This is a genomic window from Amycolatopsis sp. NPDC051758, assembly GCF_044453095.1.
Classification (GTDB): domain Bacteria; phylum Actinomycetota; class Actinomycetes; order Mycobacteriales; family Pseudonocardiaceae; genus Amycolatopsis.
Genome location: NZ_JBITCJ010000001.1, coordinates 256,324 through 278,640 on the forward strand (window position 1 = coordinate 256,324; position 22,317 = coordinate 278,640).

22 protein-coding genes and 1 tRNA gene are annotated in these 22,317 nt (G+C 70.8%); 11 read left to right on the forward strand and 12 right to left on the reverse strand.

Features of this window, described 5'->3' with window-relative positions:
• Positions 1-8: 8 nt before the first annotated feature.
• A complete protein-coding gene (locus ACIA5G_RS01300) occupies positions 9-1,553 on the forward strand; it encodes a M28 family metallopeptidase (protein ID WP_395920239.1) in 1,545 nt (514 codons plus the stop codon).
• A 48-nt stretch (positions 1,554-1,601) separates the two neighbouring features.
• Here ACIA5G_RS01300 and ACIA5G_RS01305 read toward each other — a convergent pair whose 3' ends face one another.
• The gene (locus ACIA5G_RS01305; protein WP_395920240.1) at positions 1,602-2,540 is read right to left on the reverse strand and encodes a neutral zinc metallopeptidase; all 939 of its coding nucleotides are present in this window, start codon (positions 2,538-2,540) and stop codon (positions 1,602-1,604) included.
• Positions 2,541-3,078: 538 nt separating this feature from the next.
• Between ACIA5G_RS01305 and ACIA5G_RS01310 the strand changes: the two genes are divergently transcribed.
• A complete protein-coding gene (locus ACIA5G_RS01310) occupies positions 3,079-3,552 on the forward strand; it encodes a MarR family winged helix-turn-helix transcriptional regulator (protein ID WP_395920241.1) in 474 nt (157 codons plus the stop codon).
• A gap of 36 nt (positions 3,553-3,588) precedes the next feature.
• Here ACIA5G_RS01310 and ACIA5G_RS01315 read toward each other — a convergent pair.
• Positions 3,589-3,675 (reverse strand) — tRNA-Ser (locus ACIA5G_RS01315).
• Between the two features lie 66 nt (positions 3,676-3,741).
• On the opposite strand from ACIA5G_RS01315, the gene ACIA5G_RS01320 reads away from it, so the two are divergent.
• Positions 3,742-4,203, forward strand: coding sequence for a hypothetical protein (locus tag ACIA5G_RS01320; protein ID WP_395920242.1), 462 nt, complete (start codon positions 3,742-3,744; stop codon positions 4,201-4,203).
• Here the strand turns inward: ACIA5G_RS01320 and ACIA5G_RS01325 are convergent.
• A complete protein-coding gene (locus ACIA5G_RS01325; RefSeq protein WP_395920243.1) occupies positions 4,184-5,023 on the reverse strand; it encodes a patatin-like phospholipase family protein in 840 nt (279 codons plus the stop codon). The two genes, ACIA5G_RS01320 and ACIA5G_RS01325, sit on opposite strands and share 20 nt — an antisense overlap.
• A 39-nt stretch (positions 5,024-5,062) precedes the next feature.
• Positions 5,063-5,344: a DUF2277 domain-containing protein gene (locus ACIA5G_RS01330; RefSeq protein ID WP_395920244.1), complete on the reverse strand. Its 282-nt coding sequence runs from the start codon at positions 5,342-5,344 to the stop codon at positions 5,063-5,065.
• A 102-nt stretch (positions 5,345-5,446) separates the two neighbouring features.
• Between ACIA5G_RS01330 and ACIA5G_RS01335 the strand changes: the two genes are divergently transcribed.
• A complete protein-coding gene (locus ACIA5G_RS01335; protein WP_395920245.1) occupies positions 5,447-6,388 on the forward strand; it encodes an Ldh family oxidoreductase in 942 nt (313 codons plus the stop codon).
• On the opposite strand, the gene ACIA5G_RS01340 is transcribed toward ACIA5G_RS01335, so the two are convergent.
• Both ACIA5G_RS01340 and ACIA5G_RS01345 read right to left on the reverse strand, forming a co-directional pair.
• Positions 6,385-6,609, reverse strand: a complete 225-nt coding sequence (locus tag ACIA5G_RS01340) for an RNA-binding S4 domain-containing protein (RefSeq protein WP_395920246.1) — start codon at positions 6,607-6,609, stop codon at positions 6,385-6,387. The two genes, ACIA5G_RS01335 and ACIA5G_RS01340, sit on opposite strands and share 4 nt — an antisense overlap.
• 18 nt (positions 6,610-6,627) lie before the next feature.
• Positions 6,628-7,407, reverse strand: coding sequence for a trypsin-like serine peptidase (locus tag ACIA5G_RS01345; protein ID WP_395920247.1), 780 nt, complete (start codon positions 7,405-7,407; stop codon positions 6,628-6,630).
• 132 nt (positions 7,408-7,539) lie between these two features.
• Here ACIA5G_RS01345 and ACIA5G_RS01350 point away from each other — a divergent pair, with 132 nt between their 5' ends.
• Positions 7,540-8,358 carry an SDR family NAD(P)-dependent oxidoreductase gene (locus tag ACIA5G_RS01350; protein ID WP_395920248.1) on the forward strand — a complete coding sequence of 273 codons (819 nt, stop codon included), beginning with the start codon at positions 7,540-7,542 and terminating at the stop codon, positions 8,356-8,358.
• Positions 8,359-8,548: 190 nt separating this feature from the next.
• A complete protein-coding gene (locus ACIA5G_RS01355; protein ID WP_395920249.1) occupies positions 8,549-9,175 on the forward strand; it encodes a hypothetical protein in 627 nt (208 codons plus the stop codon).
• 1 nt (position 9,176) lies between these two features.
• Here ACIA5G_RS01355 and ACIA5G_RS01360 read toward each other — a convergent pair whose 3' ends face one another.
• Together ACIA5G_RS01360 and ACIA5G_RS01365 are read right to left on the reverse strand one after the other, a co-directional pair.
• A complete protein-coding gene (locus ACIA5G_RS01360; protein WP_395920250.1) occupies positions 9,177-9,836 on the reverse strand; it encodes a response regulator in 660 nt (219 codons plus the stop codon).
• A complete protein-coding gene (locus ACIA5G_RS01365; protein WP_395921840.1) occupies positions 9,833-11,416 on the reverse strand; it encodes an ATP-binding protein in 1,584 nt (527 codons plus the stop codon). Before ACIA5G_RS01365 ends, ACIA5G_RS01360 begins: the two co-directional genes overlap by 4 nt.
• A 190-nt stretch (positions 11,417-11,606) precedes the next feature.
• Here ACIA5G_RS01365 and ACIA5G_RS01370 point away from each other — a divergent pair, with 190 nt between their 5' ends.
• The 4 genes from ACIA5G_RS01370 (at position 11,607) to ACIA5G_RS01385 (ending at position 15,277) form a co-directional block, all read left to right on the forward strand.
• On the forward strand, positions 11,607-12,413 hold the full coding sequence (locus ACIA5G_RS01370) for an ABC transporter ATP-binding protein (protein ID WP_395920251.1): 807 nt from the start codon (positions 11,607-11,609) through the stop codon (positions 12,411-12,413).
• Between the two features lies 1 nt (position 12,414).
• Positions 12,415-13,281, forward strand: coding sequence for an ABC transporter permease (locus ACIA5G_RS01375; protein ID WP_284744476.1), 867 nt, complete (start codon positions 12,415-12,417; stop codon positions 13,279-13,281).
• 1 nt (position 13,282) lies between these two features.
• Complete coding sequence (locus ACIA5G_RS01380; protein WP_395920252.1) at positions 13,283-14,338, forward strand: ABC transporter substrate-binding protein; 1,056 nt, start codon at positions 13,283-13,285, stop codon at positions 14,336-14,338.
• A 228-nt stretch (positions 14,339-14,566) separates the two neighbouring features.
• A complete protein-coding gene (locus ACIA5G_RS01385) occupies positions 14,567-15,277 on the forward strand; it encodes a G1 family glutamic endopeptidase (protein WP_395920253.1) in 711 nt (236 codons plus the stop codon).
• A gap of 1 nt (position 15,278) precedes the next feature.
• Here the strand turns inward: ACIA5G_RS01385 and ACIA5G_RS01390 are convergent, their stop codons facing one another.
• Entirely contained in the window at positions 15,279-15,887 is a 609-nt protein-coding gene (locus tag ACIA5G_RS01390) for a hypothetical protein (RefSeq protein WP_395921842.1), read from the reverse strand.
• A gap of 115 nt (positions 15,888-16,002) precedes the next feature.
• Entirely contained in the window at positions 16,003-18,912 is a 2,910-nt protein-coding gene (locus ACIA5G_RS01395) for an ATP-binding protein (protein ID WP_395920254.1), read from the reverse strand.
• A gap of 442 nt (positions 18,913-19,354) precedes the next feature.
• Here ACIA5G_RS01395 and ACIA5G_RS01400 point away from each other — a divergent pair, with 442 nt between their 5' ends.
• Complete coding sequence (locus tag ACIA5G_RS01400) at positions 19,355-20,458, forward strand: S1 family peptidase (protein WP_395920255.1); 1,104 nt, start codon at positions 19,355-19,357, stop codon at positions 20,456-20,458.
• Between the two features lie 95 nt (positions 20,459-20,553).
• Here the strand turns inward: ACIA5G_RS01400 and ACIA5G_RS01405 are convergent, their stop codons facing one another.
• Both ACIA5G_RS01405 and ACIA5G_RS01410 read right to left on the reverse strand, forming a co-directional pair.
• Positions 20,554-20,958, reverse strand: coding sequence for an SsgA family sporulation/cell division regulator (locus tag ACIA5G_RS01405; RefSeq protein ID WP_395920256.1), 405 nt, complete (start codon positions 20,956-20,958; stop codon positions 20,554-20,556).
• A gap of 153 nt (positions 20,959-21,111) precedes the next feature.
• Positions 21,112-22,311: an MFS transporter gene (locus ACIA5G_RS01410; RefSeq protein ID WP_395920257.1), complete on the reverse strand. Its 1,200-nt coding sequence runs from the start codon at positions 22,309-22,311 to the stop codon at positions 21,112-21,114.
• Positions 22,312-22,317: the final 6 nt, after the last annotated feature.

Below are 22,317 nucleotides of genomic sequence, written 5' to 3' on the forward strand. Positions count from 1 at the left end.
GAGCAACCATGTCACTCTTCCGAAAGAGATTCCTCCCTCCGGTGGCCCTGGCCGCCGGAGCGACGCTGGTGCTCGGCCTCACCCCGGCCGCCGCCGCCGTCAGCACGGTCCCCGACGGCCCCGCACTGGCCAAGCAGCTCGTCAAGAAGGTCGACGTCAACGGCGTCAACCGGCACCTCATCGCCCTGCAGCGGATCGCCGACACCAACGGCGGCACGCGGGCGGCCAGCACCGACGGCCACAAGAAGTCCGCCGAGTACATCGCCACCAAGCTCGAGGCGGCCGGCTTCCAGGTGACCCGCCAGGAGTTCCCGTTCACCTACGCGGAGACCCTGGCCGAGAAGCTCACCGCGGGCGGCGCGAACGTGCCGATCATCGCGATGGAGTACACCCCGTCGACCCCGGTCGGCGGCATCACCGCGCCGCTGTCCGTCGTCGCGGTCGACGACACCAGCGGCTGCGAGGCCACCGACTACACCGCGGACGTCGCGGGCAAGATCGCGCTGATCAAGCGCGGTGGCTGCTCGTTCGCGCAGAAGCAGGCGACGGCCGCGGCCGCGGGCGCGATCGGCGCCATCGTCTACAACAACACCGACGGCGACCTGAACGGCACGCTGGGGGACCCGGCCGACGCGAAGATCCCGACCGGTGGCGTGACGGCGGCCGCGGGCGCGCAGCTGGCGACCCTGGGCGGGCAGGCCGTGACGCTGGAGCTGCGGGCCTTCCAGGAGGCGCGGACCAGCTACAACGTCATCGCCGAGACCAAGACCGGGCGCAAGGACAACGTCGTGATGCTCGGGTCGCACCTCGACAGCGTCCCGGCCGGCCCCGGCATCAACGACAACGGCAGCGGCTCGGCGGCCCTGCTCGAGACGGCGCTGCAGCTGGGGAGCAGCCCGAAGGCGAACAACGCCGTCCGCTTCGGCTTCTGGAGCGCGGAGGAGTTCGGCCTGATCGGCTCGACCTACTACGTCGACTCGCTGAGCTTCGAGCAGCAGCTCGACATCGCGCTGTACCTGAACTTCGACATGATCGGCTCGCCGAACGCCGGGTACTTCGCCTACGACGGTGACGACTCCGACGGCGTCGGTGCGGGCCCCGGCCCGTACGGCTCGGCGCAGATCGAGAAGACCTTCGTCGACTACCTGCAGGCCGCGCGCGGGGTGGCCCTCGAAGGCACCGACTTCACCGGGCGTTCGGACTACGGCGAGTTCATCGCCGTCGGCATCCCGGCCGGCGGTCTCGACACCGGTGCCGAGGTCCTGAAGACCCCGGCGCAGGCGGCGAAGTGGGGCGGCACGGCCGGCATCGCGTTCGACCCGTGCTACCACCAGGCCTGCGACAACCTGGGCAACATCGACCGGGTCGCGCTGGACCGCAACTCCGACGGCCTCGCCTGGGCCCTCGGCGTCTACGCGACGAGCACCGAGAGCGTCAACGGCGTCAAGCCGGGCAAGGCGAAGACGGCCAAGCAGAAGGCCGCCGAACGCGGTGCGCAGCGGAACTTCTCCGCGCACGCCGTGGCCGGCGACCCGCACGCGCTGACCGCCTGAGAACAGACCGAAGGGGCCGTCCCGCCGGGACGGCCCCTTCGTCGTGCGTTAGCCCAGATTGCTGGTGGCGAAGGTGTCGCAGCGTGCCGGCTCGCCGGTCTGGAAGCCGGTGGTGAACCACTTCTTGCGCTGCGCGGACGTGCCGTGGGTGAACTTCGAGCGGTCGACCTGGCCGCCGCCGAGGTTCTCCTGGATGTAGTCGTCGCCGATGCGGGACGCGGTGTCCAGCGCCGACGCGATGTCGTCCTGCGTGACGTCGCTGATCAGCGGTTTGCCGCTCTCGGTCGGCGTGGTCGAGGCGTGGTTGGCCCAGACGCCGGCGTAGCAGTCGGCCTGCAGCTCGAGCCGCACCGAACCGGACGTCGGGCCGGTGCCGGTGCCCTTCTTCGACGTGCCGAGCAGGTTCTGAACGTGGTGGCCGTACTCGTGGGCGAGCACGTACGCCTCGGTGAAGAGGCCGCCCTGCGCGCCGAAGCGGGTCTTCAGCTCGTCGAAGAAGGTGAGGTCGATGTAGACCTCGGAGTCGGCCGGGCAGTAGAACGGCCCGGTGTCGGAGGTCGCGCTGCCGCAGCCGGTGCGCACCCCGCCGTTGAAGAAGTTGGTCGGCGCCTTCCGGTAGGTCGAGCCGGAGCGCGAGAACTGCTGCGTCCAGTAGTCCTGGACGGAGTTGACGATCGCGACGATCGCGCAGTCGTGGTTCTTGTTCGCGTCGGCGCCCGTCTTGCACTCACCGGCGAGCTTGGAGTTGTCCACCTGCTGCCCGGAGCCGACGCTCCCGAGCCCGCCGCTCAGGCCGCTCCCGCCGTCGCCGCCGATGCTGACGCCGCCGAGCTGGGAGAGCACGAAGTAGATGATGACGCCCACCACGCCGAGCCCACCACCGCCGAGCGCCACGCGGCCGCCGATCCCGCCGCCGCCACCACCGCCGCTGCCGCGCAGGTCCTGGACTTCGGAAGCGTCCAGGCCGGCGTCGTCGTCGAATCTCACGCGCAGATGGTACTGCGCCGCTCGGCACCGGGCGCGGTAACGAGCCCGGGCCGCGTCCGTCGCGCTGACGGCTGCAACCCGGGCTCTGTACCGAGGTATGTCTTTGGTCGAGCGGTTGGCCGCGTTCGGGCCGGCGTGCAGGCGCTGTCGTCACGGCTGCCGAGGCCGTGACCGGAACCAGGCCCGATCGACGCCGAATGCGTGAGGCGCATGGAAGCCCGCGCGTAGAGCTGTTCACAATCGCGCCCGGCCCGTTCGATGCCGTTCCGGTCGCGGGGACACAGCTGGGCGGTCAACCGCGAGAATCACCCGTCACGCAACCACCTGACCTCTCCCGGCGGGGGGCCGGGCCGGCACGTCACCGTTGCCGAGCCGCATACCCTGGCCGACCTTCCGCCACAAGCAGAATGCGCCTTTTCCGGCCGAGTCTCAACCTTTTCGTAACCCCACCTTCGGGCGATGTTGCGACGGTATTTTTACCGGCACGCAGTTCGGACTCGGACCGCGCGGTCCCTTGATCACCGTTCTAGGCTGCCTTATGACCGAGGAGCGGCCTGTGCGTTGGTTGAACGAAGCCGAGATGGCTGCTTGGCGCTCCTACATCGTCGCGACGCTGCGGCTGCGGCAGCGGCTGCACCGCGAACTGTCCGACCAGCACGCGGTGTCGCTGACCGACTACGAGGTGCTCGTCTGCCTGGAGTTCCAGCCCGGGCAGCGGATGCGGATGTCGGAACTGGCCGTGCTGATGGGGTCGACGAAGAGCCGGTTGTCCCACCAGGTCGGCCGGCTCGAGGACGCGGGGCTCGTCCGGCGCGTGCGCGACCCGGAGGACAAGCGCGGTGTCATCACGGAGCTGACGGACGCGGGCAACGCCCTGCTGCAGACCGCGGCGCCGACGCACCTGGAAGGGGTGCGCGAGCACCTCATCGACCTGCTGAGCCCGGCGGAACAGGCGACGATCGCCGCGGCGTTCGAGCGGGTGCTGGACCACCTGTCGGAGGTCGAGGGCTGAACCCGGGCGCGGCTACTCCGCGCCCGGGATCCGGAGCGGTAGCGGTGGGATTCGAACCCACGGAGAGGTTGCCCCCTCGCATGTTTTCAAGACATGTTCCTTCGGCCGCTCGGACACGCTACCTCGCCCCACGAGCCTAGCCGACGGAGTTCGCGGCAACCTTGGCCGTGCCTGGGACGTGCACTGCGCATGGACGCGCGACCGGAAGCCCGGGGCCCGGCCCCGACCGTGGGCTCGATCCTCTTGCTGGTGATCCTGGTGGCGTCCGTCATCGGAAGCTGGGTCGTCGTGGGCGCTCTCAGAGACCGCGCCGGCTCCGCTGTCACCACTGCGACGGTGGACCGGGTCGTCGCCCTGGACAAGGTGGTCGCGCGCGTCGACGAGCCGGGTGGCGAACGGTATCGGGACGTGCGGCTCGACACGCGGTACGACCGCCGTGAGCACCGGTGGCTCGGCCCCGGTTACGTGCGGGGCACCCGCATCGAAGTCCGCTGCCGGCCCCACGACGGCGGCGGCTGCACCGACACCGCGGGCGAGCTGTGGCTGCCGGGGGCGTGGGTCCTGGCCATTCCCGTGGCCGGGCTCGTCGCCGGGTTCGGCGGCCTGCTGCTCCTCGCCCGGCGACGGCGGGCTAGGTCCAGCTCAGCGTGAGCGCCGCGCCCTGGGCGAGGCCCGCTTCGGCGGCCGGCTTGCGGGTCGCCGGATCCAGCGGGTTGTCGCCGAACGCCGTCACCGACGCCTCGTCCGGGGTGACCAGCGTGACCTCCGCGCCCTTCGCGCGCAGGTCGTCGAGCACCGTGAGCAGTGGTTTCTCCATCGGCAGCGGGGATTCCACGCCCAGCGGCGAGACGACCGTGACCCGCGTGAAGCCGGTCGCGTAGTCCGCGTTCTCACCCGAGCGGACACCGCCGTCGACGTAACGGCGGCCGTTGATGGTCACCGCGGGCCAGACGCCCGGGACCGCGCAGCTCGCCGCCACCGCGTCGACCAGCGGCACGCCGGACGCGCGGTCGAACTGCCACGGCTCCCCGGTTTCCGCGTCCACCGCGACGATCACCAAGCGCTGCGCCGGCCACTCGTGCACCGGCAGGCGAGCCGCGATCACCGCGCGCCGGTCCGCTTCGGACACCGTGTCCGCCGCCAGCGCGAGCTTGCCCACCGCGCGGCGCACCTCAGCCGGAGAGGTGGCGCCCGTGACCGCGCCGCCGAAGTCGGCGGCGAACTGCTCGAAGTCGATTTCGGCCGGGATCTCGGGTGTTTGACGCGCCGGGTCGGTCTGGCGGGCGAGCAGCTCCTCCAGGGAAACGCCGCTGGTCACCTGCGCCGCGACCGCCGCACCCGCCGACGTCCCGACGAGCAGGTCCGCGCCGGTGAGGTCCTGGCCGTGGCCGGCCAGCCCGGCGAGCAACCCCGTCGTCCACGCGATCCCGGCGAGCCCGCCGCCGCCCAGCACCAAAGCCTGTCCGCTCATGCCGGCAGCGTATCGAGCGGGACCGACAGTTTTGGTGGATCAGGGCTGGCGCAGGGCCTTCGCGGCGATCCTCGCCTGCACCTCCGGCCGGCGCAGCGGCGGCACGGTCGCCGGCGGCTGGCGGCGTTCGGGCAGCTGCTCCAGCAGCCGCGTGGTGATTTCGGTGATCTCGGCGACGGCGGCTTCGAACGGCTCGCGCGTGGCGTCCGAGAGGGACTGGACCCCGGTCACCTTGCGGACGTACTGGCGGGCCGCGGCCTCGATCTCCTCGCCCGTCGCGGCCGGCTGGAGCCCTCGGAGGGTGGTGATGTTTCGGCACATGCCGCCCAGGGTACGACGCTTCGGAGCCCCCGATCACACGGTCGGGTTGGCTGTCCCCGGCGTCGTTGACGCTGCTGCCCGCGGTTGGGCAGTGTCGGGGAAGTGCCTCTCAGACCGCGTCCCTTCCGCTCCGCCCGTCCCGATCCCGGCATCCTCGAAGAAGCTCCGCCGGAAACCCCGATCCCGGAACAGGCCTGGCCCCGCGTGCGGGCCGACGAGCTGGTCACCCTCGTGGCACACGTCTTCGCCGCCCACGGCTTCCCCGAAGCACGCGCCCGCATCGCGGCCGAAGCGCTGTGCCACGGCGATCTCACCGGGTCGCCGGAGACCGGCGTCGCCGACCTGACCCGCGTCCACCTGCCGATGCTGGAGAACGGGCTCGTCGTGCCGCGCGCCGAGCCGTTGATGATCGCCGACCGCGGCGCCGCCGCGCTGATCGACTACCGCCGCGCGTCCGGGCTCTGGGCCGTCGGGGACGCGATGGACCGGGCGGTGACGCGGGCCGGCCGCTTCGGCGTCGGGCTCGTTTCCCTGCGTGGCATCGGGCCGTTCGGCCGGGCCGGGCACCACGCCGCGCGCGCCCTGCCGCACGCGATGATCGGGCTGGTGCTGGCCGCGGGTGGTGAGCCCGGCCAGCCGATGAACCCGCTGGGCATGGCGGCCCCGGGCGGCGCGTACCCCGAGTTCGTCTTCGACATGGACCGCTCCGGCTCGGAAGGCGCCGGGCTGACGCTGCTGGTCGAGGTCCTCGCCGGTGTGCTGTCGGGCGTCGCCGACCACGAGCACGACACGGGCCTGCTGGTCCTGGCGATCGCCCCGACCACATTGCGCAGCGCCGACGGCTTCTACCGCGCGGCCAGCGCGCTGTTCGGCAGCATGCTCGGCTGGGAGGGCGGCGCGCCGATCCGCTACCCGGGCTGGCGCGAGGCCCAGCACCTCGAGCAGTGCCGGGCGCTCGGCGTGCCACTCGGCGGGCCGGTGCGGCGCGAGCTGGACGCGCTGGCCGCGTCACTCGGCCTGCCGCCGCTGACCAGCGTGGGTTAGCGGACCAGGACGACCCTGCCGCGGTCGGGGCCCACCGCCACGACGTCGCCGTCGGTCAGCTGACGGCCGCGGCGGGTCTCGACCTCGCCGTTGACCGTGACCTCCTCCGCGTCGATCAGGTCCTTCGCGTGGGAGCCGTCTTCGGCGAGGCCGGCGAGCTTGAGGAACTGGCCGAGCCGGATCGGCTCGCCGGTGATGGGTACGTCGACGGGGTCGGTCATACCCCGCATCATGCCGGGTCAGGCGCGGGCGGTCGTCTGCCGGTAGAGCGCCTGGACGTCCGTGTCGAAGTAGCTCGAGTACGACGTGTCGGGGTCGTCGCCGCCGTACTCGAAACCGCCGATGACGCCGATCACCGTGCCGAGCCGGGTCCGCGGGTCCTGGCCGGCCACCCACGGGCCGCCGCTCGTGCCGGTCGGGAAGCCCGCGCAGTCCACCTTCAGCTGGTAGGTGTCCTGCCGGCTGGTGGTGTTCCGGCAGACGGCCGGGGTCTCGGAGTCGTCCGGGTAGCCGGTGAGGGTGATGGCCTGCTCGAACTCGCCGCCGGTGGCCAGCGTGTTCGCGCCGACCAGGCTCTCCAGCGACTTCGTCGCGCCCGTCTGGTGCGCGGTGGCGAAGCCGACGTCGAGGTCCTGGTCCGACGACGCGGTCCAGCCCGGCGCGACCAGCTCGTCGGACACCGTCCAGAAGCCGAACGGCGCCACCCCGTCGTGGTAGCCGGGCGCGAAGGTGACGCCGGTGAGGTAGTCGCCGCCCTCGCCGTCGTGGATGCAGTGGGCGGCGGTCAGCAGCACGTCACCCTGCTGGCTGTGCACGACGCTGGCGGTGCAGTAGTGCGAGCCGTCGAGGAACAGCGCGCCGACCGCGGGACTGGAGTCCGGGGCCACGACCGGAGCGGCTTCCGGAGCCGTGGCGGCCGCGGGCTGCGTCCGCCGGCCGGCGAAGACCACGACGAAGGCCGCGCCCAGCAGCAGGACCGCGGCGAGGATGAGCAGGACGGCGGGCCGCCGCACGCGCATCGCCTCCTGTCCGCTCGTCCCCGGGCTCCGACCAGATCACCATAAGACTTCGCTCCGGCACAACGAGCACACCCACAGCAAGCTCACAGCCGCTAGTATCCGTAACTCGGGAGTAACACCTAGGGAGGGCCGATGAAGCAGTTCGCGGACAAGGTCGTGGTGATCACCGGGGCGGGCTCGGGGATCGGCCGGGCGCTTTCGCTGGAGTTCGCCCGGCGCGGGGCGCGCGTCGCCCTCTCCGACGTCAACTCCGCGAACGCCGAGGAGACCGCGAAGCTGGCCGGGGACAAAGCGCGGGCCTACACCCTGGACGTCGCCGACCGGGCCGCCGTGCTCGCGCACGCCGAGGAGGTCGCGGGTGAGTTCGGGGGTGTCAACGTCATCGTGAACAACGCCGGTGTTGCGCTCGGCGCGACCGTCGAGGAGATGACCTTCGAGGACTACGACTGGCTGATGGGGATCAACCTCGGCGGCGTGGTGAACGGCACGAAGGCCTTCCTGCCGCACCTGATCGCCTCCGGCGACGGGCACGTCGTGAACATTTCCAGCGTCTTCGGCTTTGTCGGCGTGCCGACGCAGAGCGCGTACAACGCGGCGAAGTTCGCGGTCCGCGGATTCACCGAGGCATTGCGCGAGGAAATGCTGATCGCGCGGCACCCGGTCGCGGTCAGCTGCGTGCACCCGGGTGGGATCAAAACCAACATCGTGCGCAACGCGCGAAGCATCGGCGACGACCAGGAGAAGGCCGCCGTGGGCTTCGAGCGCATCGCCAAGACCACACCGGAAAAGGCGGCACAGACGATCCTGCGCGGGATCGAGCGGAAGTCGGCGCGGATCCTCATCGGACCGGACGCCTACGTGATCGACGCCATCCCGCGCGTCCTGGGCTCGGCTTACCAGCGGCCGCTGGCGGTGCTGGCGCGGCTCGGCCTCAAGCAGATGGAAAGCTGAACAGCTTTTCGTATTGCGACTTTCGGGCGAACCCCCTGGCCGGGGAAGGAGTCTTCAGGACACTCTGGATCGCCTTGTTCGGGTTGCCCGTCGGAGAGCTGCTTCACTCAATGGAGTTGCGTTTCTGACAGGACCGTCCGAAATGGTCCAGAATGCTTGGGGTCCACGAGCCCCGTACCGGAGGTCCTTGATGCTTCGCACCGCAACCCGCAGTGCGACCCGTCCGTCCGGCGACACCGCGGTGGAGCTGCTGGATCGCACCGGCATCATCGCGGCGAGCCTGCCGCAGCGCCGCCGCACCGACGACGACCTGCCGGAGCTCGAGCAGATCTACACCCGGCCACCGGTGTGCGACCAGGACGTGCGCCCCAAGTCGGTGGTGATCCGGCGGCGCGCCCGCACGTGGCTCGGCAGCGGCGCCGCGGTGCTGCTCGTCGCGGTCGGATGGCTGGGTGGCGGAATGCTGTCCGGTGGCCTGGCCGGCTCGCCGCCGGCCGACGACGTCGCCCAGCTGGACCCGCGCCCGGCCGTCGCCGAGGGGCCCGCGCCGCAGCCGCAGGCCCCGCAGGCGCCGGCGGTCACGCCGCCGCCGACCACCGTGTACGTGGCGGTGCCCGCGAAGCCGGCCCCGAAGACCGTTCAGGCGCAGGCGAAACCGCAGCCGAAGAAGAAGTCTTCCGAGGAGGACGTGCCGCGCGTCGACCTGCCGTCACCGCCGCCGCCGTCGACCACCAACCCGGTCCAGGTCTGGGTGAACGCCGCCGAAAGCATGATGCAGCAGTACCAGTACCGCTCGGAGACGACCACCCGCCGCTGAGTCAGGCGCCGGACCAGCGGTACTCGTGCTCGGGGCGCCCGGTGGCGCCGTAGCGCAGCCGCATCTGGATCGTCCCGGACTCCGCCAGCGCCGTGAGGTACCGCTGCGCCGTCGCCCGCGCCATGCCCAGTTCACCGGCGACCTCCGCCGCCGACAGCGGACGCCCCGCGCGCCGCAGCTGCTCCGAGACGAGCCGGGACGTCGCCGTCGACTGGCCCTTCGGCGCGGACGTCCGGTCCTGATCGTGCAGCACCCGGTACGCGCGGTCGACGTCGTCCTGGGCCATCGGCCGGTCGGCGGTGAGCAGGCCGCGGAAGCGCGCGTACGACGTCAGGCGTTCCGCGAGCTGGCGCGTGGTGAACGGCTTGATCAGGTAGTTCAGTGCGCCGGCCCGGATCGCCGCGGCCACGGACGCGCTGTCGGTCGCCGCGGACAGCACGATCGTGTCGGTCTGCAGCTCCGGCAACACCGCCAGGCCGGACTCGTCGGGCAGGTAGACGTCGAGCAGGACCAGGTCGGGCGAGAGCTCGCGCACGCGGGCGCGAGCCTCGGCCGCGGTGTGCGCGGTGCCGACCACCGCGAACCCGTCGACCTCCTCGACGAACCCGGCGTGCACCCCGGCGACCCGGAAGTCGTCGTCCACGATGAGCGTGCGGATCATCCGTCCTCCGTCAGCATTCCGGGCAGTTTGGCGACGAACAGGGCGCCGGTCTCGCCGTTGCCGGGGCTCGCCAGCCAGACGTCGCCGCCGCGGGCGCGGGCGGCTTGGCGAGCGAGCGCCAGGCCGAGCCCGTGGCCGGGCGCGATCTTCGTCGAGACGCCTTCGTCGAACAACGTCCGCCGCAGGTCTTCGGGCACCCCGGGGCCACTGTCCACAACGGACACGTGCAGCGTGCCGGCCTCGGCGAGCAGGGAGATCTCGACGGTCGCCGGCCGCCGCGGACCCATCCGCGCGGCGTGCAGGGCGTTGTCGACGAGGTTGCCGATCACGGTGTTCGCGGCGATCGGATCGGTCACCGTCGTGGGCACCCAGGTGTCGTCGGCGAGGGTGAGCGTGAGGCCCTTTTCCTGCGCCTGCTCGGTTTTCGCGACCAGGAGCGCCTGCAGGTACGGGTCGGCGACGGCGTCACCGAGTTCGCTGGAGCGGGCCGACGGTGAGTCCGTGAGCGTCTGCAGGTACTCGACGGCTTCGGTGTGGTGGCCGAGCTGGAGCAGTCCGTAGAGCGTGTGCAGCCGGTTCGCGAACTCGTGCCGTTGCGCGCGAAGGCCGTCGGACAGCGCGCGGATACCGTCGAGCTCGCGGGTGAGCGTGTCGAGGTCGGTGCGGTCGCGGAAGGTCAGCACGGTGCCGATCGGCCGTTCGTCCAGGTGCACCGCCCGCGAGTTGATGACGAGGACCCGGTTCCCCGCCACGGCAAGGAGATTGTCCACCGGCCGGCCCTCGGCGACGGCCTTGTGCACCCGCGGCGACAGCTCGAGCTCGGCCATCGCCGCGCCGATCGGGAGCTCGGTGCCGAGGAGGCGTTCGGCTTCGTCGTTGCGCACCGAGACGCGGTTCGCCTCGTCGACGGCGAGCACGCCCTCGCCGATGCCGTGCAGCACGGCTTCGCGTTCGTAGAGCAGCTCGGTGAGTTCGTGTGGTTCGAGGCCGTGCGTCACGCGCCGCAGCCGCCGGTTGAGCAGCGCCGACGCCCCCGCGCCGAGCAGCAGCGCACCGCCCGCGAACAGCAGGGTGGTGACGAGCAGCTGGTTGAACGCGCCGGTCGGGTCGGCGACGTCGAACCCGACACTCACCTCGCCGACCACCCGCCGGTGATCCGCTGTCCAGATCGGCGTCTTGCTGCGCACGGACAGCCCGAGCGTGCCGCTCTGCACCGCGCTGACCTCGTCGAACCCGGCGAGCGCCCGGTCGGCCGGGGTGCTGACACGCTTGCCGATCTCGCTCGCCGTCGGGTGGGCCAGCCGGATGCTGTTGTTGTCGGTGATCACCACGAACAACGCCTCGGTCCGCTCCCGCACGGCGAGCGCGCGCTCCTGCAGGGCCCCGCCGGGGCGCTTCGCGGCGGTGTCGGCGACGACGACCGGGTCCGCCGCCACCGACTTCGCGATGGCCAGCGCCCGCTGCCCGTACTGGTCGGTGAGGGTGCGGCTCAGCAGCACGCTGATCAGCGCGACGCCGATCCCGACGACGAGGAGGACCACGCCGATCTGCAGCAGCAGCACCTGCCTGCTGAACCGCATCCGCGGGAAGAGCGCCCACTTTGGCATGGGTCGGAACATACCCCCAGCTCACGGGCGTGCGCTAAACGAGCAAAACATTCAGAACGCGCAGCTGCGACGCAGAACGTCGACAAGCTTCACCTGGGCGACCCCCGTACTTAACGTGCCTTCCAACGTGACAGGCACCACGTGACGAAGGAGTCACCTCCCCATGGTTCCCCCACTGATCGAACTCACCGGAGCCACCAAACGGTTCCCGAGCGGGTCCGGTTCCGTGCACACGGCCGTCCGCGACCTGACCATGACCGTCCAGCCCGGCGAGTTCGTCGCCGTGGTCGGCCCCACCGGCTGCGGCAAGTCGACAACGCTTTCGCTGGTCTCGGGGCTGCAGCCGCCGTCCGCCGGCCGGGTGCAGGTGAACGGCGAAGACGTGAAGTCCATCCCGGACGGCGTCGGGTACATGTTCCAGACCGACGCCGTGATGCCGTGGCGCTCGGTGCTGGACAATGTCGCCTCCGGCCCGCGTTTCCGCGGTGCGTCGAAGGCCGAGGCCCGCGCGCAGGCCGTCGACTGGATCGCCCGCGTCGGGCTCGCCGGGTTCGAGAAGTACTACCCGCACCAGCTCTCCGGCGGCATGCGCAAGCGTGTCGCGCTGGCCCAGACACTCGTCACCAAGCCGAAGATCATGCTGATGGACGAGCCGTTCTCGGCGCTGGACGTGCAGACCCGCGCGCTGATGCAGGACGAGCTGCTGCGGCTGTGGTCCGGTTCGGGGGCCGCGGTGATCTTCGTGACGCACGACCTCGACGAGGCGATCGCGCTGGCGGACAAGGTCGTCGTGCTGACTTCCTCGCCGGCCACCGTGAAGGACACCTTCGAGATCCCCCTGGAGCGGCCGCGGAAGGTCGAGGAGCTGCGGCTCACCGAGGAGTTCCGCAAGCTCTACGCCGACATCTGGGAATCACTGCGCAGCGAGGTCGACAAGGCCCGTGAGAAGGGAGCGAGCAATGTCGCTTGACATGCTTCCGACCGCGAACCCGAACCCGGTCATCGAGACCGAAGCGAGCATCATCGCGCAGCAGAAGCGGAAGTCGTCCGCCCGCCGGCGCAACATCTGGCTGCTGCGCCTGGCGATCGTCGTCGTGTGGCTCGGCAGCTGGGAGCTGACCGCGACGTACTGGATCGACCCGTTCTTCTACTCGAAGCCGTCGAAGATCTGGGAACGGCTCGTCGAATGGTTCAGCGCCGGCACGGACTTCGGCTCGATCTGGTACCAGATCCTGGTGACCGTCGAGGAGGCCGCGATCGGCTTCGTCATCGGCGCCATCGCCGGGGTCGTGCTCGGGGTGATCCTCGGCCGCAGCGCCTACCTCGCGGACGTGCTCGCGCCGTTCATCAAGGCCGCCAACGCGTTGCCGCGCATCGTGCTCGCCGCACTGTTCGTCATCTGGTTCGGGCTCGGGCTGTCGTCGAAGGTCGCGACGGTCGTCGTGCTCGTGTTCTTCGCGGTGTTCTTCAACGCCTTCACCGGCGCCCGCGAGGTGGACCGCAACGTGATCGACAACGCCCGCATCCTCGGCGCGACCCGCGGCCAGGTGCTGAAGTCGATCGTGCTGCCCAGCGCGACGTCGTGGATCCTGTCGTCGCTGCACGTCGCGTTCGGCTTCGCGCTGATCGGCGCGGTCGTCGGCGAGTACACCGGCGCGAAGGCGGGCATGGGCTTCCTGATCGCCAACGCGCAGGGCACGTTCGACACCGCCGGGGTGTACGCGGGGATGCTGATCATCACCGTCGTCGCGCTGCTGGCCGAATGGGGCATCGCCACGGCCGAGGGCAGGTTGCTGCGCTGGCGGCCGCGGGCGGCCGACGCCGGGCCGGGGATCTGACATGCGCCTGAAGAGGACAGTCGGCGTGGTGGCCGCGCTCGCGGTCACCCTCGCCGGGGTCACGGCGTGCCGCGACTCGCGGGAGATCGCGCTCGGCACCACCGGCCAGCCGCACATCAAGGTCATGATCGGCGGCCTCTCGAAGGTCATCTACCTGCCCGGTCAGCTCGCCGCGCAGATCGGCGCCTATAAGAAGCAAGGCCTGGACGTCGAACTGTTCGACCAGCCGTCCGGCGCCAACGCCGAGACGTCACTGCTGGCCGGCGAGGTGCAGGCGGTGGTCGGGTTCTACGACCACACGATCGACCTGCAGGCCAAGGAGCAGTGCATCCAGAGCGTGGTGCAGTTCGCGAACGTGCCGGGTGAGGCCGAGATGGTCGCCACCGGCAAGGCGGGTGAGATCCGGTCCGGCAAGGACTTCAAGGGCCGCAACCTCGGTGTCACGTCGCTGGGTTCGTCGACGGACTTCCTGACGAAGGCGCTCGCCTCGCGCGGCGGGGTCAGCTCGAAGGAGTACACGCCGGTGAAGGTCGGCGCCGGGCAGACGTTCATCTCGGCGCTGAACCAGGGTTCGATCGACGCCGGGATGACCACCGACCCGACGATCGCGCAGCTGACCAACACCGGCCAGGCCAAGGTGCTCTACGACATGCGCACGGTCGAAGGCACCAAAGCCGCTTTGGGTGGTTTGTACCCGGCGAGCTCGCTGTACATGGGCTGCGAAATCGTGAAACGCTATCCGGACATCGTGCAGAAACTGGCCAATGCGTACGTCGAGACGTTGAAGTGGATTTCGACGCACACCGCGGAACAGGTCGCCGACATCATGCCGCCGTCGTTCGCCGGCGGGGACAAGGCGCTGTACGTGAAGTCGCTCAAGGACAGCCTGCCGATGTTCACGAAGGACGGCCGGATGGACCCGGCGGGCGCGCAGAACGTGCTGAAGGTGCTGGGTGAGTCGTCCAGCAACGTCAAGCCGAAGAAGGACAAGATCGACCTGTCGCAGACGTACACCACGAAGTTCGTGGACACGGCGCACGCGCAGGCCGCGCAATAGCCCCGCTCACCTGACCGGGCGGTAGGTGAGCTGCATGAGACCCGTGAAGGCCTCTTCCCCCGCGGAGGCCTTCACGGGTCTTTTCGTTCAGCGGGGCGTAAAACCGGCAAATGGTGAGTATTTCCCGGAATGTGAAGACCCTTCGAAAGTAGCTACCTTCTTTTCGGTGCGGATCCAACACTTGAGGTCACGGTTTTCCCGGTCCCCCTCGGTGAACGGAGTTCCCGCATGTCCAGATTCCTTTCTTCGCGTGCTGTCCGCGTCCTCACGGTGACGGCCGCGGCGGTGGCCGGCCTGGCCGTCTCGGGCACGGCCCACGCGGCGGTCGAGTACGGGTCCCACTTCCACGGCCACCAGTTCTCCGGCGGCAACTGGGGCGGTTACGTCAGCTTCGGCTCCTTCACGACGGCCACCGCGAGCTGGACCGAACCGTCGGTGACCTGCCGGTCGAGCAACGACCTCTTCGCGCCGTGGGTCGGCATCGACGGGGACGGATCGTCCACTGTGGAGCAAACCGGCGTCGAGACGGACTGCTCGAGCGGGCGTCCGGTCTACTCGGCCTGGTACGAGATGTACCCGGCCGCGCCGGTGTACTACAACGTGTCGGTCAGCGCCGGGGACCACATCACCGCGACGGTGACGCGCACCGCGACCAACACCTACCGCCTCGACCTGTCCGACACCACCAAGGGCTGGACCAAGACGACCACGAAGTCGCTGACCTCGAAGCACGCGTCGGCGGAGGCGATCATCGAGTCGCCGACCGACTCCTACCCGACGATCTCGGGCGGCATCACGTTCACCGGCGTCAAGTTCAACGGGACGAACCTGGCTTCGACCAGCCCGTCCGCGCTGAACGCCGACGACCGCGGCACGAACACCTGGATCCCGGGCGCGATCGGCTCGGACGGCCAGAGCTTCACGATCTCGCGCCACTGAGCTACTTGAGGTTGTTGATCGCCCAGGCGACCACCATCACCGCCAGCACCAGCGAGACGACGGCCTGCAGCATCATCGTCATCTTCGCCCAGATCCGCAGGGGCATGACGTCGGTGGGGCTGAAGGCGGCCGCGTTGGTGAACGAGAAGTAGAGGTAGTCCAGGTAGGATGGTTCCCAGTCCTGGTGCGCCAGGTCCGGGTCGGCCATCTGCGGGAACTGCAGGTCGGGGAACTCCGCCCGGCCTGCAGCCCGCCGGCCCGAGCCGCCGCGGTCGAACTCCCAGTACCAGAGCGAGAAGGCCACGATGTTCGTCCAGTAGACGATCCCGCCGGTGACCAGCACGGCCCCGGCGCGGTCGCCGATGGAGCTGGTGACGATGCCGTAGACCAGCTGCACCGCGGATGCGACGTTCACCGTGGTGACGGCCGCGACCAGCAGCAGCGAAATGACCCGTTCGACGGCGCTGAACTCCGTCATCCGGCCCGGGTTGACCAGTAGCAGCGCGACGACGAGCAGCCCGGAGACGGCGGGCAGCAGCCACTTGGGGTGCAGCGCCATGTCATCGGGCAAGGCGACCTGCAGGACGAGCGTGGCGACAACAACGCCCATCGCGGGCCAGCGCGTCTCACCGGCGGTCCGCCGGCGCCACGCGGGAAGGGCAGCTTCAGTCACCGGCCCACGTTAGGACGGCGCCGCTCACCCCGCCAGCGCTCACCCCGTTCGGTCAGCCGGCCGGGGCGGTGGTGACTTCGCCGGGCAACTTCCTCGCGACGTCCGTGCGTGAGCGCGCGCCGAGCTTTCGCAGCACCTTCGCCACGTGCTGCTCGACGGTCCGCGGCGAGAGGAACAGCCCGTCCGCGATCTCCCGGTTCGTCCGCCCCTCGGCCAGCATCCGCGCCACTTCGCGCTCGCGCGGCGACAGCTCACTCCCGTACCCACGCCGTCCACGCTGCGAAGGCGCCCAAGCGCCGTGCTCTCGCAGCTGGTGACGGCACCGTCCCGCGTCCCGCGTCGCACCCAGCTGTTCGTACGCCTCGGCCGCGGCCGTCAGCTCCTCGACGGCGTCGCGGTTGCCCGCGGCGAGGCGGCACATCGCGGCGCGCTCCCGCATGGCCGTCGCGGGATAGGGCATCGGCAGCGTCACGTAGCCCGACGCGGCTTCGTCGAACAACGTGGCCGCGGCGATGTGCTTGCCGCGCGCTTCGAGCAACACCGCGCGTCCGGCCACCAGCGCTGCCGAGGCCACCGGCGCGTCCCGGCTTTCGATCCCGCGGGCGAACGCCTCGACGACGTTGTCCGCCTCCGGCCAGCGCCCGGCCCGCGCGTACGCCTGGGCCGCCGCCGGCACCAGCGCCGCCGCCCAGATCCAGACGCCCTTGCGCCCGGCCGCGGCCACCGCGGTGTCGGCCACCGCGCACGCGCCGTCGACGTCGTCGGTCGCGAGCAGCACCGTGATCAGCACGCCGGCGGCCGACAGCACCACCGGGATCGGGCCACGGTCCGGCGCGTGCACACTCGCCGCCGTGAGATGTCGTTGTGCCGCGGCGAACTCGCCGCGCACGGCCGCCAGTCCGCCGAGCACCAGCGACGACTCCATGACGATCGGGCCGAGCTCCGGATAGCTGTCCCGCAGCTGCTCGGCGGCTTCGGCGAGCCCGGTCCAGCGTCCGCGGACCCAGTCCAGCCGGACGCGGGTGCCCTGGATCAGGCCGATCGCGTACAACGCGCCCGCGTCGGTCGCGCGCCGGACGCCTTCGGTGACCAGCCGCTCCGCCCGGTCCAGGTACCCGGCCCAGGCCTGGCCGTCGGCGAGGTTGCACCACAGGCGGGCCAGCTGGACGCGCTCGGCGACCGTGCCGACGGTGTCCGACATCGCTTCGAACTCGGCCCACGCCGACGGGTCGCCGACGTGCGAGGCGGCCGCGATGCGGTCGGCGGTCAGCGCCAGCCGCAGCTCGGTGTCGTCGAGCCGCTCGTACACCTCACCCGCGCGGGCGCGCCAGGACTCGTGCCACGACAGCGGGGTCAGCCCGTCGATCGGCTGGGCGAGCAGCGTGATCCCGCGGGCCGCGAGGTCGGGCCGGTCGGTCAGCTCGCCGATCGCGCGCTCAACCTCGAGCCGGCCACGGCCGAGCCCGCCGATGGTCCGGACCAGCAGCATGCCGAGGCTCAGCCGGATCGAGCCGCGGACCGAGGCCGGCAGCGTCACCTCTTCGAGGACCCGTTCGAGCGTGCCGATCACGTCCGGGCGGAAGCCGCGCAACGCGACCTGGCTCAGCTTGCCCGCGACGCGCCCGATGTCGGACTGCGCCGGGCCGGGCTCGGCTAGCACCGCCTGCAGCAGGTCGATCGCGCGGGACGTCTCACCGCGGGTGATCGCCTCGTCGGCGGCTGCTTCGGCATAGTGGCGCCACTGGTCGACCCGTCCCGCGGCGCGCGAGTGCCGGGCCAGCAGGGTGAGCGGCGGGGACGGCTGCGCGGCGAGCACGCGGATCGCCTGCGCGTGCAGCAACGCGCGTTCGGGTCCGCTGACCGTGTCGTAGACGGCCTTGCGCGCCAACGGGTGCCGGAAGCCGTACTTGCCGTCGCCGACTTCGCCGAGCACGCCGCCGGACAGCGTGTCGAGCAGCGCCGTGCGGAGGGTGTCGTCGGAGAGCCCGGCCAGTTCGCCGAGCACAGCGGCTTCGGCGCCGACGCCGAGCACCGCGGCCGCCCCGGCCAACCGCACAGCGGCTTCGGGCAGTGTTGCCAGCCGTTCGGTGACGGCTTCTCGCAGCAGCGCCGGGACTTCGAGGTTCTCCAACAGCCGGTCGGAGAGGACTTCGCCGACCGGCAGCCGCTCGGCCGCTTCCCGCAGCGCCCGCAAGGTTTCTTCGACCACGAACGGGATCCCGGCCGTGCACTCGTGCAGCTTCGCCGCGAACTCGTCGGTGACGCGGGGGAGTTCGAGGATTTCGACGGCGAGCCGGCGCACGGCCGTGACGTCGAGCGCGCCGAGCGCGACACGGGCGGAGTGGACGGCCGGGTCGGTCCGGAAGGGGGAGCCGAGCGGGCCGGGGCGGACGTCCGTCGCGGACCGGTAGGTGGCGACGACGGCCAGCTCCGGCGGCATCGCGCCGGCGAGGAACCGCATCAGGTCGCGGGTGTCCTCGTCGGCCCACTGGAGGTCGTCGATCAGCACGAGCGCCGGCCCGCACGCGGCGAGCAGCTCCCGCACCGCGCGGAACACACGATGGCGTTCGGCGACGGGGTCGGCGAGCGGCTCGGGCCGCGGAGGAAGCGCTTCCGCGAGCTCCGGGAGCAACGGCCGCAGCACCCCGGCGACCGGGCTGAGCGGCCCGAGCGGACCGTCACCCACCGCGCGAAGCGCTTCCAGAACGGGGCCGTAGGGAAACGGTTCCCGCAGTGGCTGGCAGGCGCCGGTGAGCACGCGGCCGGCACTGAACTCCTTGCGTCGCCCGATCTCGGCGAGCAGGCGGGTCCGGCCCATGCCGGGCTCACCTTCGATCAGCACCGCGGCGGGTCGCCGGCAGAGCACCTCGACGATGGCGTCGAGTTCGGCGTCGCGGCCGGTGAGCCTTGTGGGCCCGGACCGGACGGAGACCGAGGTCGGACGGGGCGCGGTCAGCCACACAGGGACCTCCTCGACGCACCAGGACTGTGCGCGGAGCCTAAGCAGCGCTCAACCGTCCGTAAACCTTTCACCGAATAGGTGGTGGCCACCGCGCTCACACGTCCGCCTACGCGCCGTCACCGGTTTGCCGGTGGAACCGCGGGAACGGGGTTACGCCGCGTGCGAAACGTCGGCGTCTAGCGCTTTCAGGCGTCGCTTAACGCGTTCGTGTGCTGAGCGTGACTACCGAAAGTAATTCACGGAAACCCTACTTACGGACCTGTCCGACCGGGTGACAGCGCCGGCGGGGATCGCTTGGAGCAGGGATTCGTCCGTCGTCAATGCGTATACCCATTCGCCGGGCGCCCGGATTGCACCGTAACGCCCACTGCGGGGACCCTCACCCGGGGGAGTACCACTGCGTGGCCGGTGCAGAGCCGCGCGTAACCAGCTAGGGAGAAGCATGAAGATCGCGAGACTTCTCGGTGCCGCTGCCACCGCGGTCATGGCGACGGGCGCGCTCACCGCGCTCGCCGTCCCCGCGTCGGGCCAGGACCTGCTGAACCCGGACATCGTGCCCGCCATGCAGCGGGACCTGGGCCTGACCCACGACCAGGCGCTCGCGCGGCTGAAGAGCGAGGACGTCGCGAGCAAGGTCACCGCGACCCTCAGCGCGGCGCTCGGCGACGCGCTCGGCGGCGTCACCTACAACGCGGCTTCGGGCAAGGCGCACGTCACCACGACGAACGCGACGCTGGTCGGCAAGATCCGCGAAGCCGGCGCCGAAGCCGAGGTCGTGAAGTTCAGCGCCCGGCAGCTCAGCTCCACTGTGGACACCCTGAACGCCGCCGACAAGGCGGCGCCGGCCGCGATCACCGGCTGGGGTGTGGACGACACCACCAACCGCGTCACGCTTTCCGTGCTGCAGGGCCAGCGCGCCGCCGCGGACACGTTCCTCACGCAGTCCGGTGTGGACAAGTCTTCGATCACGATCCTCGAAACGGCGAGCAAGCCGACCACCTACGCCAACATCCGCGGTGGTGACGCCTACTACATCGGCGGCTCGTCCCGCTGCTCGGTCGGGTTCTCGACGACCACCGGCTTCCTCACCGCCGGGCACTGCGCGGCGCTCACCGGCGGCGGCTCGCTGACCGGTTCCAACGGCGCTTCGCTCGGCTCGTGGGGCACCTACCGGTTCCCGGGCGCCGACTACGCGCGGGTGAACACGAACAGCAACTGGACCCCGGTCGGCCAGATGAACAACGGCACCCGCGTGACGGGTTCGTCCAACGCGGCGACCGGCACCTCGGTCTGCAAGGCGGGCTCGACCACCGGCTGGACCTGCGGCACCATCGGCGCCAAGAACCAGAGCGTCCGCTACGCCGAGGGCACGGTCAACGGCATGACCGCGACCAACGTCCGTTCGGCCGCGGGTGACTCGGGCGGCGGCTTCATCGCCGGCAACTCGGCGCAGGGCATCCTGTCCGGCGGCAACACGTCCGTGACGTACTTCTACCCGATCGGCGCCGCCCTGTCGGCGACCGGCACGACGCTGCGGCTCGGCTGAACCTCCTGAAAACGGCGAAAGGGCGGGTTTCGAGTGCCTCCAGCGCACTCGAAACCCGCCCTTGTCCTCGCCGCGGGAATGGGAGGTTTCAGGGGTCAGACGTTGCTGATCTCCTCGATCAGCCCGTCGACGTCGAAGTGCGCGCTCTCTTCGCCGAGCGGCACCAGTTCGTAGGACGCCTCGAGGAACGTCCGGACGTCTTCAACTTCGAGCTCGAACGACGCATAACCGTCCGGTGACTCGATTTCGAGGGTGAGAAAGTCTTCGTCCTCGGACAGGTCCGGGCGGACCCGGACGTCGCCGAGCCCGGCCGGCTCGTCGAGCCCGGACACGAGCAGGTCACGCGCGAAGGTCCACTCGATCCACCGGCCGCGCTCGGTCCGGAACGCCACGGTGACCGCGAACGGCTCGAGGGCGTGGTAGGAGAGGCGCGAAAGGACGGGCGTGGTGCTCTCGTTCAGCACCACGAACTGGCTCTGGTGAATGGCGTCGGTGTGCACGGCCCCTCCTGGAGTCTCGGGTGGTTCGCGCGGCGCGAACTGTTCGGCAAGGAGATGACCGGGGAGCTCCGCCATGACGAAGGAACTCCCACGTTCACTTGATCGGTTGCATCCGTCCATTGTGGTGTAACGCCCGGCACATACCCCTTGCGTTCAAGCGGCGACTGGTGGTGACGGTTCGCGCAGCGCGACCGGCAGCTTCTTCCGCAGCACGAGCAGGGCCGGGACGGCTGCCGCGCAGGTCAGGGCCAGTACGGACCAGGTGAGCGCGTTGTCCACGCTGAGCAGTGCGGCCAGCAGGCCCGGCGCGAGTGCCACCGGCAGGCCCCAGGAGAGCTGGAAGATCGCGCTGGCGCGGCCTTCGGCGCCCGGGGGAGCCGCCGCGGCCGCCGCCGCGGTGCCGGTCGGGCCGAACATCGCTTCCGCGACCGAGAAGCCGAGGCTGGTCACGAGGATCAAGCCCGTCGCAACTTGCAGAGGGACCATTTCCAACGGGACCAGCAGGGTGAAGGAAACCGCGAAGAGCACGGCGGCGCCGATCAGCCCGGCCGTCCGGCTGCGGCCGGCGAGCAGCGCGACGATCGGGCGCTGCGCGGTGACGACCACCACGGTGCCGAGTGTGATCGCGGTCCCGGCGATCCACTGTGGACCGTGCAGCAGATCCCGCACGACGATCGGCAGTACGGCGAACTTGCTCGCGCTGGCGAGCGTGAAAGCCATGTGGGTGACGCAGAACCCGGTGAACGGCCGGTCGCCCAGCACCGCGCGCCAGCGTCCGGACGGCGGGTGGCTGCGGGCTTCGGCGCGCGGCAGCAACCCGATCAGCACGGCTGCCACCGCGAAGCTCGCCGCGTTCACGTACGCGAGCAAGTGGAACGCCCACGGGCTCGTGATCGTCGGCAGCACCGCGGTCGCCGCCGCCCCGATCCCCGCGCCCGCGAACCGGCCCACCGTCTGCGTCGCCAGCATGCGGTCCGTCCCGCTCCCGGACGTGAGCCGCGTGACCATCGGCGCGTTGCACGTCCAGAACAGCCGGTCGCCGAAGCCGGCGACCACCGAAACCACGATCACCTGCCAGCTGGTGTGGACCAGTGGATAGGCGCAGAAGGCCGCGACCCGCACGAGGTTCCCGGCGACGAGCAGCGCCCGCGGCCCGAACCGGTCCATCGCGGCCCCGGTCGCCGGACCGCTGACGAGCGCCAGCAGCGCGCCGGTACTCAGCGACGTTCCCGCGTCGAGCAGGCCCATGCCCTGGCCGTGCACGAGGAACAGGAGCGCGAACGGCACCCACAGCCCGCTGCCGAGCGCGTCGATCAGAGTCGCGGCCAGAAAGATCCGGCGATGTCGAAGCATGCTTCC

What these genes read in the sequence shown, in the direction of transcription:
- ACIA5G_RS01300 (WP_395920239.1), top strand. Translation starts at nt 9, where the DNA reads ATGTCACTCTTCCGAAAGAGATTCCTCCCTCCGGTGGCCCTGGCCGCC.
- ACIA5G_RS01310 (WP_395920241.1), top strand. Translation starts at nt 3,079, where the DNA reads ATGACCGAGGAGCGGCCTGTGCGTTGGTTGAACGAAGCCGAGATGGCT.
- ACIA5G_RS01320 (WP_395920242.1), top strand. Translation starts at nt 3,742, where the DNA reads ATGGACGCGCGACCGGAAGCCCGGGGCCCGGCCCCGACCGTGGGCTCG.
- ACIA5G_RS01325 (WP_395920243.1), bottom strand. Translation starts at nt 5,023, where the DNA reads ATGAGCGGACAGGCTTTGGTGCTGGGCGGCGGCGGGCTCGCCGGGATC.
- ACIA5G_RS01330 (WP_395920244.1), bottom strand. Translation starts at nt 5,344, where the DNA reads ATGTGCCGAAACATCACCACCCTCCGAGGGCTCCAGCCGGCCGCGACG.
- ACIA5G_RS01340 (WP_395920246.1), bottom strand. Translation starts at nt 6,609, where the DNA reads ATGACCGACCCCGTCGACGTACCCATCACCGGCGAGCCGATCCGGCTC.
- ACIA5G_RS01345 (WP_395920247.1), bottom strand. Translation starts at nt 7,407, where the DNA reads ATGCGCGTGCGGCGGCCCGCCGTCCTGCTCATCCTCGCCGCGGTCCTG.
- ACIA5G_RS01350 (WP_395920248.1), top strand. Translation starts at nt 7,540, where the DNA reads ATGAAGCAGTTCGCGGACAAGGTCGTGGTGATCACCGGGGCGGGCTCG.
- ACIA5G_RS01355 (WP_395920249.1), top strand. Translation starts at nt 8,549, where the DNA reads ATGCTTCGCACCGCAACCCGCAGTGCGACCCGTCCGTCCGGCGACACC.
- ACIA5G_RS01360 (WP_395920250.1), bottom strand. Translation starts at nt 9,836, where the DNA reads ATGATCCGCACGCTCATCGTGGACGACGACTTCCGGGTCGCCGGGGTG.
- ACIA5G_RS01365 (WP_395921840.1), bottom strand. Translation starts at nt 11,416, where the DNA reads ATGCGGTTCAGCAGGCAGGTGCTGCTGCTGCAGATCGGCGTGGTCCTC.
- ACIA5G_RS01370 (WP_395920251.1), top strand. Translation starts at nt 11,607, where the DNA reads ATGGTTCCCCCACTGATCGAACTCACCGGAGCCACCAAACGGTTCCCG.
- ACIA5G_RS01375 (WP_284744476.1), top strand. Translation starts at nt 12,415, where the DNA reads ATGCTTCCGACCGCGAACCCGAACCCGGTCATCGAGACCGAAGCGAGC.
- ACIA5G_RS01380 (WP_395920252.1), top strand. Translation starts at nt 13,283, where the DNA reads ATGCGCCTGAAGAGGACAGTCGGCGTGGTGGCCGCGCTCGCGGTCACC.
- ACIA5G_RS01385 (WP_395920253.1), top strand. Translation starts at nt 14,567, where the DNA reads ATGTCCAGATTCCTTTCTTCGCGTGCTGTCCGCGTCCTCACGGTGACG.
- ACIA5G_RS01390 (WP_395921842.1), bottom strand. Translation starts at nt 15,887, where the DNA reads ATGGGCGTTGTTGTCGCCACGCTCGTCCTGCAGGTCGCCTTGCCCGAT.
- ACIA5G_RS01400 (WP_395920255.1), top strand. Translation starts at nt 19,355, where the DNA reads ATGAAGATCGCGAGACTTCTCGGTGCCGCTGCCACCGCGGTCATGGCG.
- ACIA5G_RS01410 (WP_395920257.1), bottom strand. Translation starts at nt 22,311, where the DNA reads ATGCTTCGACATCGCCGGATCTTTCTGGCCGCGACTCTGATCGACGCG.